This is a genomic window from Rhodococcus sp. 06-470-2 (assembly GCF_002258235.1).
Taxonomy (GTDB): Bacteria; Actinomycetota; Actinomycetes; order Mycobacteriales; family Mycobacteriaceae; genus Rhodococcoides.
The window spans coordinates 372,407-382,762 of record NZ_NOYB01000038.1 but is presented as its reverse complement, the minus strand read 5'-3'; the positions used below and the strand labels follow the sequence as shown (position 1 = coordinate 382,762).

12 protein-coding genes are annotated in these 10,356 nt (G+C 66.0%); 1 reads left to right on the top strand and 11 read right to left on the bottom strand.

All coding sequences use genetic code 11. The features are described from left to right. The 8 genes from CH276_RS22785 to CH276_RS29200 form a co-directional block, all read right to left on the bottom strand. Positions 1 to 440: hypothetical protein (locus CH276_RS22785; protein ID WP_141214772.1), on the bottom strand; the 440-nt coding region annotated here is incomplete at its 3' end. 92 nt (positions 441 to 532) lie between these two features. Beyond that, complete coding sequence (locus CH276_RS22780; protein ID WP_094630143.1) at positions 533 to 928, bottom strand: hypothetical protein; 396 nt, start codon at positions 926 to 928, stop codon at positions 533 to 535. After that, positions 921 to 1,427, bottom strand: a complete 507-nt coding sequence (locus tag CH276_RS22775; protein ID WP_094630144.1) for a hypothetical protein — start codon at positions 1,425 to 1,427, stop codon at positions 921 to 923. The genes CH276_RS22780 and CH276_RS22775 overlap by 8 nt, the downstream gene beginning before the upstream one ends. Beyond that, complete coding sequence (locus CH276_RS22770) at positions 1,427 to 1,849, bottom strand: hypothetical protein (protein ID WP_094630145.1); 423 nt, start codon at positions 1,847 to 1,849, stop codon at positions 1,427 to 1,429. The genes CH276_RS22775 and CH276_RS22770 overlap by 1 nt, the downstream gene beginning before the upstream one ends. A 2-nt stretch (positions 1,850 to 1,851) precedes the next feature. Beyond that, the gene (locus CH276_RS22765) at positions 1,852 to 2,301 is read right to left on the bottom strand and encodes a hypothetical protein (RefSeq protein WP_094630146.1); all 450 of its coding nucleotides are present in this window, start codon (positions 2,299 to 2,301) and stop codon (positions 1,852 to 1,854) included. A gap of 8 nt (positions 2,302 to 2,309) precedes the next feature. After that, positions 2,310 to 3,116 (bottom strand): hypothetical protein, encoded by an 807-nt coding sequence (locus CH276_RS22760; RefSeq protein ID WP_094630147.1) that lies wholly within the window; start codon positions 3,114 to 3,116, stop codon positions 2,310 to 2,312. Between the two features lie 88 nt (positions 3,117 to 3,204). Beyond that, positions 3,205 to 5,058: a major capsid protein gene (locus tag CH276_RS22755; RefSeq protein WP_094689132.1), complete on the bottom strand. Its 1,854-nt coding sequence runs from the start codon at positions 5,056 to 5,058 to the stop codon at positions 3,205 to 3,207. 261 nt (positions 5,059 to 5,319) lie between these two features. Beyond that, a complete protein-coding gene (locus CH276_RS29200; RefSeq protein ID WP_094630149.1) occupies positions 5,320 to 7,479 on the bottom strand; it encodes a 2'-5' RNA ligase family protein in 2,160 nt (719 codons plus the stop codon). A 67-nt stretch (positions 7,480 to 7,546) separates the two neighbouring features. Here CH276_RS29200 and CH276_RS28615 point away from each other — a divergent pair, with 67 nt between their 5' ends. Next, entirely contained in the window at positions 7,547 to 7,696 is a 150-nt protein-coding gene (locus CH276_RS28615) for a hypothetical protein (protein WP_176459387.1), read from the top strand. A gap of 29 nt (positions 7,697 to 7,725) precedes the next feature. Here the strand turns inward: CH276_RS28615 and CH276_RS22745 are convergent, their stop codons facing one another. Genes CH276_RS22745 through CH276_RS22735 form a run of 3 tightly spaced genes read right to left on the bottom strand, consistent with a single transcriptional unit; the run spans position 7,726 to position 10,356 of the window. Then, on the bottom strand, positions 7,726 to 8,031 hold the full coding sequence (locus tag CH276_RS22745) for a hypothetical protein (RefSeq protein ID WP_094630150.1): 306 nt from the start codon (positions 8,029 to 8,031) through the stop codon (positions 7,726 to 7,728). After that, positions 8,031 to 10,031, bottom strand: coding sequence for an ADP-ribosyltransferase (locus CH276_RS22740; RefSeq protein ID WP_094630151.1), 2,001 nt, complete (start codon positions 10,029 to 10,031; stop codon positions 8,031 to 8,033). The genes CH276_RS22745 and CH276_RS22740 overlap by 1 nt, the downstream gene beginning before the upstream one ends. Continuing rightward, positions 10,015 to 10,356: an HIT family protein gene (locus CH276_RS22735; RefSeq protein ID WP_176459386.1), complete on the bottom strand. Its 342-nt coding sequence runs from the start codon at positions 10,354 to 10,356 to the stop codon at positions 10,015 to 10,017. Before CH276_RS22735 ends, CH276_RS22740 begins: the two co-directional genes overlap by 17 nt.

Here is a 10,356-nt window from a genome sequence, read left to right as displayed (position 1 = left end):
AATTGCTGCGGAGTGACGTGGGAGACGTAGGCGAGGTCACCGATGCTGCGGATCTCGTTCTGGTACAGCACGGGCACGTCATCGACGGGGGCATAACGACTGTCACCCACCGACCCGACACGGGCATCGATGGCAGTGCGAGTCTCCCCCGCAGCTGTCACCAGAGCGGCCACAGCGGGGTTGGTGACACCGCCGCCAGCGACCGTCACATTGCCGTCGGCATTCGGGCGAGTACCGTTCACCGACTTCACATAGAACGCCGCCGGCGCGGCCCCACCCGACTGTCCGGTGTAGATCTCCGCGTACCCCTGCGACACGTATGCGGCGTAGAACGGTGACCAGATGAAGTTCTTCACCTCCCGCGCACGAAGCAGGGTGGTGGACGTGAGACCACGTAGAGCGACGGTGTCACCGTTCGCGGGTGGTGCGGGTGTCGTCATGTGTCCCCCAGGCGGAACGTCACGCCCGGCCCACAGCCAGCAGCACCATCAGCTACCAGCCAAGAATAGACGCAGGCAGCACCATTACGGAGTTACACAGGCACCGAACCCGGCCGAGGAAACGGTGGAGGCGTGGGCGGGGCAGGCAAGTCCCAACCTGCAGCGCGCGCCCGGGCCACCACGTCCTCCTTCCATGCCTTGTCGTCGGACTGCCACGATCGCTCGTCTTCCGCCCACTTCTCCAGCACGGTGAGGCGCTGACCGATCGCCGACACCAACGCGGGGTTGCCGAGTAGCAGCGCCGTTTGAACCATCGTTTCCGTGGCATCCGCTTTACCGGACGCCGCACCCGCTTCGGCCTGTGACGCTTCGGCGTTGAGCTGACGGAGCTGGGCGCGCCACTGCCACAGTTTCGCGCCGAGGAATGCCGTCGCGATGGTGCCCACCACACCGAAGATGCGGACAATGGTGTCGATCCATTCAGTCACTCCGCTCCCCTTCTTCTTCGTTGTCGTCGGGGTCGGCGAGGGTCGGCGACTGGGATGAGTGCGGGTGCTGTTCTGCTCGCTTCAGCTTGCGGAGGTCCCGCCAGATTCGGAACAGTCGGCGGGCGGATGCGACGACGATGGCGAATCCGAACAGCGCGGGGATGGTGGCAGATCGACCGTCGAGGAGCAGTTGCAGCGAACCGAACGAGTAGATGGACCATGCGGACGCGAGGATCACCAGCGACCAGGCTTCGGACTGGCACTCGTGTCGAATGTCGCGGACGGTGCGGTCGCGGTCGGTTTTCCATGTGGTGATGCGGCCGCCGAGTCCTGCGGCGATGATCAGCGACCAGAACCACCATGTGGCACCGGGGAGGACTGCTTGCACCGAGGAGGAGATGTCGGTTCCGGGGACAAGTCCGATTGCGCCTACTACGACTGAAAGATCGAAGGTTGTCTTCTCGAAGTCGCCTGCTCGGCGGACTACCAGTGGCCGCATCACGGCTGCCTGCGTCGAGTGATCAATCGGTAGCAGCGGGCTAGGTGCCGGCCTGTCGAGACGTCGGTGCCGGCGAGGACGTGAAGCCACGCCACCCAGCCGTAGACGACGATGCCCGTCAGTCCTGCGGTGGGGGTGCTGTACGCGGCGCTGATGAAGGCGAGGACGAACAGGCCGTATCCGGTGGCGGCGGCCATGTAGGCGTGGAAGAGGAGTCGGTGGGTGAACCGGTTTGCGACGAGCAGGGCGATGGACAGGATGAGGAATCCGATGCCCCAGACGATTTCGCCACCAGTTGCAACGACCGTGGAGTAGGAGGGGCCACCGACGCGGCGAGGGCCACCGAGAAGCATCACTGCCCCCAGTGGCCCTGCCAGGCATGCGGCCCGGAACGGCGTCAGTGCGCCGCTCGCGGGTGTCATGGTCAGCCCTGTGTGTCGAGGTGTGCGTCCCAGACGGCGACGAGTTCGTCGCGGTCCTCGGCGGTGAGTCCGTTGGGGATCTCGACGTTCTGGTCGTTGAGGAAGTCGAACCACACCTGGCCGCCGGAGCCCTTGCCGCCGCGCGGGGGCTCGTCGACGTCGAGGACGTCGTCGGGCGAGTCAGCGGCGGGCGGAGCAGTTGGCGTCTCGTCAGTGTCGCCGAGGAGTGGTGTCTCGTCCTGGCCGGCGGCGTCGGTGTCCGGGAGCTCAACGACATCGGAGTCGTCGGCACTGAACCCTGCCTTCTCCGCCAGCTCGTCGGAAACGACGAAAGCCACTGAGCGACCCGACGTGTCGGTGGTGACGTCGTCGGGCGAGTCAGCGGCGTCCAGGAGGCGTCGCGCGATGTCCTGTGCCGAGTGGGATTCGGTGGGGACGATGGTGGTGGTCATGACGCTCCTTAGAGGGTGACGAGAACAGCAGCGGGGACGGTTTCCCACGCGGCGACGTAGGTTCGCTCGGCGATGGCGAAAATTTCGTTGGTGTTGCGGTTGAGCGCGCCAGCGAGGTTCGTTGGCCGGGAGGATGCTTCGCTGCGGCGCGTGTAGACGGCACCGGTGCCGACGAGCCACGCTGTGCCGGATGCCGCTTCGGTGCCATCAGGGCCGGTGTTGGGGTAGTGGCCGAACGACCAGCGAGTGCCGAGGGTGGTGACCTTGCGGCCAGTCTCGGTATCGACCTGGCGGCGTTCGGCAGCAGACGCGGCAACGTGGCGGGGTGCATGGATTACTCCGACGCCGCCGTAGTTCTCGTACAGGTGGGCTTCGAGGATCCCGATGCCCTGCACCAACGGCACTGCCGTGGTGTTGAGTTCGTCGGTGACGCCGTCCTCCATCAGGCGGAGGGTGGCGGTGTCCCAGATGGCTTTCTCGACGGCCTGCCATTCCCCGCTGGCGAGGGCCTGCCGGGCGCGGTCGAGCATCTCGGTTTCGCTGACACCGACAGCGCGGCAGGTGAATCCGTTGTAGACGATGATCGGTTCCGCTTCGACGAGCGGCATTCCATCGTCGACGACACGGGCGGTTGACGGCCCGGTGGCGCATTCGGCGGCGGTGAGGGACGCGACCCCGTGCGGGTTCTCGATGAACTCGACGCCGTTGCGGAAATGCAGATCCGACTCGACGATCTGCTCGGCGGCGGAGGAGAGACCGAACCGGGCTGGTGTCAGCGTCGGGGTCTGTACGTACAGAGCGGGCGCTACCGGCACCGTGGCCTCCTGTGGAACGAAAGTGGTGGGAGGGGTTGTGGAGCTACCCCGCGCGACCAGCAACCCCTCTGGTCGCGCGGGATAGGCCTTACGGCGTGACGACGATCTTTCCGTCGGAGTCGAGCTGGCGAGCAGCACCGACAGCACCGTTGACGGCGAGAGCGACGCGCACGAGACGCGACTTCCAGCGCCGCTTGATGACGAGCAGCTTCTCCTCAATGAACAGGACGTGGTAGTCGTTGTTCTTGAGGTTGACGGTGTCGTACATGGCGGAGACGTTGATGATCTCGCCGCGGGCACGAACGAAGGTGCCGGCCTTGTAGATCATGATGTCCATCGTGTCGGGCCACGACGTGATCGCCGCGGTGGAGCCGAAGCCGCCGGAAACACCGGAGAAGGCGTCCTGCCAGTCGTAGACCCACTGCGGTGCAGCGTGGCGGGCCTTGAACCAGGCTTCGATCTTGGCGTCGGTGACGTCGAGTGCCTCGGTGACGTCGGAGCCGTTGCGGACCGACATGTCAGCGCGGAACAGCGGCTTCGCCCACAGTGGCAGAACCACTTCGAGCTCGGAGTTGTCCGCCATGCGGTTCGCGTAGCGGTAGTCGGCGATCTGGATGTCGAGGGTGTTGAGGACCGCGGTGGTGGCGGACGGTCCGAGGGCCAGGACGATCGGCGTGCCCGACAGGGCGGCCTGACGGTTGAGGGTGCGGGTGTTGATGCGGTGCGAGTGGGCGATGAGGCCGTGCTCGACCACCTCGGTCGTCATCTCGGGGTAGGCGTCGTTGGCGAGGATGCCGGCGACGATGCCGAGGCCGACTGCCTCCGCGCGGTCTTCGGTGAACGAGGGGCAGGGGACGCGGTAGAACGGCTTCTGCGTTCCGGCGACGGTGCCACCGGTGGCGGTGGTGAAACCGGAGCCCGCGATGGCCTGCGTCTCGGTCTGGATGAACCCGAACGTCGCGTCGCCGTAGATGGCGGCGTAGTCGGGGCCTTCGGTGTAGCGGAGGCCGCCGCGTTTGGCCTGCACCTCGGGGATGCTGACGAGGCCCGCTTCGGCGTCGGCGAGGATGCCGCCGAGCTCGTACAACGTCTCGGATGGTGCGCACCAACCACCGGCAGCGACGAGGGAACCACCTTCGAGGCGGCTCGTGTCGGCCGCGTAGTCGATAGCTTCCTGATCGTTGCTGCCCGATGCGACGAGAGCGTCCTCGAACGGGATCGAGATGGACGCGACCGGCACGGCCATTTCCTGGTTCGGAACGAACCCCTGCGGGAAGCCCTGCAGCTTGGAGTTGGCGGCCTTCGCCAGGTCGCTGGTGGTGAGGTTCTGGCCTGCACCGAATCCTGCGACGTCGGCGGACGCGAGGATGGCTGCGCGGGGCTGGGCGTCCTCCACGGCTGGGGGCATGGCAACTGCTCTCTGTGCGGGGAGGTCGGAAACCCGAACTCGCTTCTTGGGTTTCGCGGATGCGACGAGAGCAGCCTCGGCGGCTTCGGCGGTCGCAGCCTCGGCTGCTTCGACGACACCGGACGCGTCGGCCTCGGGGCTGGTTTCGGTGGGTTCCGGCTCGACCTCTGCGGCGGCGGACTCCTCGGCGGTCTTCGTCGACTCGTCCTCCTGCGCAGCAGCTTCCGGGCGGACACGCTTGGCCAATGCTTCGACGCGTTCCTGATGTTCGGCGGCGGCGGTGTCGAGGCGGGCCTGCTCGAGGCGGGTACCGTCCGCGACGTCGGCGAGTGCTGTTGCGGCGGCGAGGTCGTCGTCGGTGTTGACGCCTGCATCGCGGAGGGCCTCGAACTTGTCGATGGCTTCTGCCTGAAGGGCTGCGACGTCGGCGTCGGATGCGTTGTCTGCGAGGAACTTGGCGACGGCGGCCTCGGGGGTGGTCCCCTCGGGGGCGTTGGTCGCCGCGTCGAGCAAGTCTTGGAGTGCGATAGCCACCGGGGGCCTCCTGCGGTCAAAATTGGGCACTTGAGTGCCCGGCCCACAGCCAGCGGCGATCTATGACGGCTACTCTATCCCCTGCTCGGGGTGGTGCGAGTGAACCTGTGGCGTTACCGGCGTATTTCGGTGTACTCGTAGCCTTGTTTCGATGCTGCCGCTTTCGCTTCCGCGCTCGTTGCGTACCGCTTGACGGTGCCGTCCGGCCGACGCACCTGATGGATGACTTTCACTGATCCGCCGCAGCTTCCACATGCCATGTCAGTTCCCCTTCGTCGTCTTCAGTGCGTTCATTCGTTCGGTGAGTAGCGCGAGTCGGTTTCCGTTGTCGCTGTTCTTCTTTCCCGGCCACTCCCCTTTCACTGCGTGGTAGTAGTTCGCGGCGAGGCCGTGGAGCTGGTCGTCGGTCATCTCGTCGGCGGGGATTTCCTTGCGGAGCTCGCCGACGAGGGTGCGGTACGGCGTCGGGGATTCGGCCCACCGGGCGAGGCCCTTGCCTTTCGTCCAGTACCTCTCCAACGGCTTCGCCTTCTGACCGTCCGTTTTCGGTGCACCGGCGGCGACGAGCGCTACCCGTCGAGTAGCCGCGTCCACGCTCGCCGCCCGGACACGCGCGGCAAGTTTCTGGCCAGCTGTCTCTCGAACACGTGACGCGCGGACCTCCGACGCGACCTTCGCGTTGAACTCGGCGAGGGAGAAGAACTGGACCTGCCGCCGGTCTTCCGCGGTGAGGGGAGATGTGTGGGTGTCATGGGGCTTTCGTTCGATATTCGGTGCGAGTGCGCCGGCTGCGATGAGGGTTTTGTAGCCGGATGCTGCGAGGGCTTTGGGGCGGGGGCGGGGGAAGCCGGGGACGTTGACGGAGAGGGCGGCAACGAGTTCCATTCGTTTGGGGGCGTTGCGTGTTTCGCGGAGTTCGCGCCAGTCGCCGGAAACTCCGGAGCGTTGAATTTCAGCGATGGCGGCGTCGTCGAGGCCGGGAACTAGGCGGCCGGACAGCCAGGGTCCGTGTACGCCGTCTTGGCAGCGGATGACTGCGGCGACTGCTCCGGTGTTGTCGTAGTGGGCGGCGGCGGCTTGGGCGTGCATGCGGAGGCCTGCGTGGCCGGTGCGGTAGGTGATTTTTCCGACGGGGATGAGGCCGTCGGTGGTGGGGGCGTATCCCTGGTGGAAGAAGTGGTAGTCGTTGTTGTCGTACTCGGGGGGTTCGATGCAGACATCGGGGAACGCAATATGGCAAGAATGCCAAATCGCCAGGTGCCCAAAGACTCTGCCGTCGTCGGTAATCGTCAGACCAGTCGGCTCATCTGGTTCCGGCTGGTCGAAGTCGGTTGCGTCGTAGAGGATTCCGGCGGCGACGAGACCGGAGGTGACGGGCTCGAGTTCGATGTCGGTGGTCTCGCCTGCGAACGCCAACCGGATGCGATCGAATCGGATCGCCCCGACCTCGGACAGCTCCGATACCGGAAGGCCGTAACCGGCGGTGAGGTGCGGAATGAATGCGTGGTTCTGGGGAATCTGGGGGCCTGGTGTTTCGGCGATCACGCCGTGCACTGCTGCTTGTAGGTCGTGGAGTCCTTCGGCTTCGACGAGGTACACCGCGCACGGGTCGTCGCCTGCGGGGTTGAACAAGGCGTGGCCCCAGACTGATCCGACCATCGGGGTGCCCATGCCGAGCTCTCGGACGGCCGATTCGAGCGCGGTGCGTTGTTCGGGTGTCCAGTCGGTTCCGTCGCCGAGGTATGCGAGGGTGACGTGCAGTTCGTCGGGTGGTTCGTAGCCGTCGACAGCGAACCGTGCGGCGTCTTCCTCGGAGGGAACGAGGGCGATCATCGCGCCGGTGTGCTCGGTTGCGGCCGCGGTGATGGCGTCCTGTGCGTGGACCGATGTGAACTGTTCGCCGTACACCGGTTCGATGCGGACGTCACCGAAGGCGGGCGACGATACGAGGGTGACGCCGCCGAGCCGCCACGACGGGACGCGATACAGGATGGAGACCGGTTCGACGGCTTCGTCTGCGGTGAGGGTGATTTCGCCGCCGTCACGGTCCAGTGGGACTTGCTCGACGGTGACGTCGAAGATGTCGGACGATACCCACCCGGCGTTTCCGCGGCCGACCTTCGCTGCCCATTCGCGGGCCTTCTCGTCGTGGAGATCGAACGGCCCTTCGGCCCAGAGGTAGCCGTCTTGTGCCCAGGCGCGGGTGATGAGGCCGACGACGATGGATCCGTCGTGGCCGTCTGCGAGTTTCTCCTGTGCGGACAGTGGGAGGGGGAGGGGGCGGATGCCGGGTTCGGTGCCGTCGGTGAGGACGAATTCGCGGCCGTCTCCGGAGCGGGTGTTCAGCGGGAGGATGGGCCCGCGCCACCCGGTGGGGAGGTCGGTGTCGACGGCGGACGGTGCGACGGTCGGTGCCGACATGCTGGACTCCTCTAGGTGCGGGTACGGAACAAGGGTATCCGTCGTTTCGCGCCGTACGCTGCTAGCCATGTGGGTTGTGCGAGATTGGCATTACGCGGAGCAGTCCACTCGTCTACGCGCAGAGCTCGGAAATGCGGCCAAAGAGTTCAACACCTACGGGGCCGCCGATACCGAGCCTTTGGACTGGCGAAGACGTGTCGGAATCTGGTGCGACTAGTCGTCCACCTCGGCCAACGCGCTCTGCTGTCACCAGCCGATGTCGTCGAGGTTGCCTCGTTGGATCATTTGCTTGCGGTGCTCGCGGGCGATGAGGTCGAACGCAGCTGTCGCGGACATGCCGTTGTCGGCCAGGTGCAGCAGTCGGCGGGCGAGGGCCCCCGCCTTCGCGTTGTCTGCACCGGGCCGCTCCCCCAGCTGCAGCGCCGTCGCGTCGTCGGTCCACAGCACCCCCACGCGCGGGAGCTCCACCCACCGGCCTGTCCCGATTCGCACACCGGTGTAGCGGCGTCGGCCTGTGTCCACCGGTTCGAGTGGTCCGTCGAACTTCCCCATCACGCGCTCCCACCATCGTCGAGGACGTCGGCTTCGATGATTCGCTGGCCGCCGTCCATGTACGTGTTCGTCACCATGATCGTCGTCCCGTCGCGGAGGATCAGCTCGTACTCGCTCTGACCTGCGTACGAGATGATCGTGTCGAGGGGTTGCCCGGTGCCGCCGGAGACGTAGAGGGCTGCGTATCCGGCGGGGACGGTGAGGTGGAGGAGAACGTCGTCGTTGGCGGCGGAGTCGTTGGCGCTGCGGGCGAGGCTGGTGATGATGCTCGTCGACATGAATCCGGGGTCGGTGAATGCTTGCCCGACGAGGCTGCGGGGTTCGACGTTGACGGTGAGTCCGAGCGCGGCGCGGCCGGACACTGCTCGAGCAACGACGATGGGTTCGGGGACGCGAGGTGCGAGGTCGATGGCTTCGCGGAGTCGTTCGATCTGTGCGTCGACGGTGGGGTTCTCGCCGATGGTGCCGTTGCGGAGAGCGGCGTTCATCGGTTCGTGGGCTTCGTCGGTGTATTCGACGACGGCGTCGTTGATGTCGGTGGAGTAGGTGGTGGTGTCGATCGGCCATGCTTCGCCGGCCCAGTCGGTGGCGCGGTCGAGTTCTGCTTGGTGGTCGCTGTTTTCGAAGAAGAGGGGGTCTTCGATGGGGCGCGGGAGTGGTAGGGGTTCGGATTCGGGTACGTCGACGGGGGCTGGTTCCGGCGTCGGTACGGGTTCGGGTGTGGGTTCGTCGACCACTTCGGGTGGACTGGTAGCGGGTTCGTCGTCGCCGATGTTGATGACGATGGGGCCGTCGTCGACGATCGGGTCGGGTTCGATGGCGGGGTCGGGGGCACCGTCGTATGGGCGGACCGAATCCTGTTCCGACCAGCCGGGGTTGAGAGTGTCGGGTGCGTCGCGGCGGGCGTCGCGTTCCACCTGGCTCGGTAGCCGGTTGTCGCCCACGACTTCACCGCGCTGCTCACGCTTCCACTTATCGATCGCGACGTTGATGTCGTCAGCGAGGTCGGGGCCCAGGCGGGCATGGCCGGGGCCGACACCACGGCCACCCCACATGCCCTGCAGCTCGTCCTGCACCTCGGAATCGGTGAGCACTCTCATTGAGCAGCGACACTGAATTACCAAATGTCCAGGTGCGGAGGGGTCGCCTGGGTACATGAGCGGGAACCCGGCGACGGAAAACGATGTCGAGATAGGAACGATCTGGCCGTCGGCAACGACATGCTCGGCGCGGGTGCGCTCGTCATGAGTACTTAACCAGGACTTGTACAGCGTCTCCCCGGTGATCTGTGCCGTCGCCTCTGCGGATGCCCAGGTGCCGGCGTTGATGGCCCCTTGGATTTCGGTGCGGGCGATGCGTCGGGCTTTCCACTGCCACTCGAGCAGCGATTCGTCGTGCTGTTCCCACAGTTGCCTGCGCTTTCCCTTCAGGCCTGCGATCTGCTGGCTCGGGGTGTCGGGGTCGGCGAGTTTGCGGTCGATGGCGGAGATGTCGGCGCGGATCCGGCGGGATGGTGCGTCGATGTCGAGGATGCGGCCGATGCGGTCTTGGATTTGGTCGATGTCTTCGTTCTGCGCCATGGCTTCGAGGAGTTCGGGGCGGAGTTCTTCGAAGGCGTTTTCGGGCCAGATTTTGAGGCGGTCGTGGACGGTCGCCATGTGGTGTTCTTGCCAGAGGGTTGGGGAGATGTCAGCGGTGCGGGATTGTGCTGCGAATGCTTCGCCGAAGGTTTCGTTGATGACGGGTTCGATGTGGCGGGTGAGGCCGCGTTGCCAGGTGGCGAAGGATGCGTTGACGGCGTCGATGTCGGGGCGTTCGCCGGCGGCGGTGATGGCTGCTGCGGTGAGGTTGGTGATGTCGCCGAGGATGAGGGCGCGGGCGTCGTTGAGCCAGTCCGTCATGGCGGTGATGACGGCTGCGTGGAGGGTGCGTTCTTGTCTGCGGAAGAACGCGTCAGCACGCATCCGCGCCGCGATGTGCGGGTCAGGTCGGCGAGCCATCGCGCTTCTGTCCAGTCCACGGCAACGCGAGTCCGTCGTTGAGCGCACGCGGTACGACGTGCACGTGAGTGTGGCGGATCGTCTGGGTGGCGGCGGCCCCGATGCTGGTGATGATGTTCGCGTCGATCTCGTGATGCCGTACGTACTCGGCTGCCGCCATGCACGCGCTCCCCGCCCGCCAGGGACTCGCTGCAGCGTCCTCGGCATGCTCGACGGGAACGAACAGGCGATGGCCCGGGACCACGGGGTTGAGGGGCTCGAACGAGACGACGGCGTTCACGGTGGTCCGGTCGTACTCGCCCGCGGCGATGCGGCGGCAGAACAC

What these genes read in the sequence shown, in the direction of transcription:
- CH276_RS28615 (WP_176459387.1), top strand. Translation starts at nt 7,547, where the DNA reads ATGTGGGTTGTGCGAGATTGGCATTACGCGGAGCAGTCCACTCGTCTA.
- CH276_RS22765 (WP_094630146.1), bottom strand. Translation starts at nt 2,301, where the DNA reads ATGACCACCACCATCGTCCCCACCGAATCCCACTCGGCACAGGACATC.
- CH276_RS22745 (WP_094630150.1), bottom strand. Translation starts at nt 8,031, where the DNA reads ATGGGGAAGTTCGACGGACCACTCGAACCGGTGGACACAGGCCGACGC.
- CH276_RS22740 (WP_094630151.1), bottom strand. Translation starts at nt 10,031, where the DNA reads ATGGCTCGCCGACCTGACCCGCACATCGCGGCGCGGATGCGTGCTGAC.
- CH276_RS22775 (WP_094630144.1), bottom strand. Translation starts at nt 1,427, where the DNA reads ATGCGGCCACTGGTAGTCCGCCGAGCAGGCGACTTCGAGAAGACAACC.
- CH276_RS29200 (WP_094630149.1), bottom strand. Translation starts at nt 7,479, where the DNA reads ATGTCGGCACCGACCGTCGCACCGTCCGCCGTCGACACCGACCTCCCC.
- CH276_RS22770 (WP_094630145.1), bottom strand. Translation starts at nt 1,849, where the DNA reads ATGACACCCGCGAGCGGCGCACTGACGCCGTTCCGGGCCGCATGCCTG.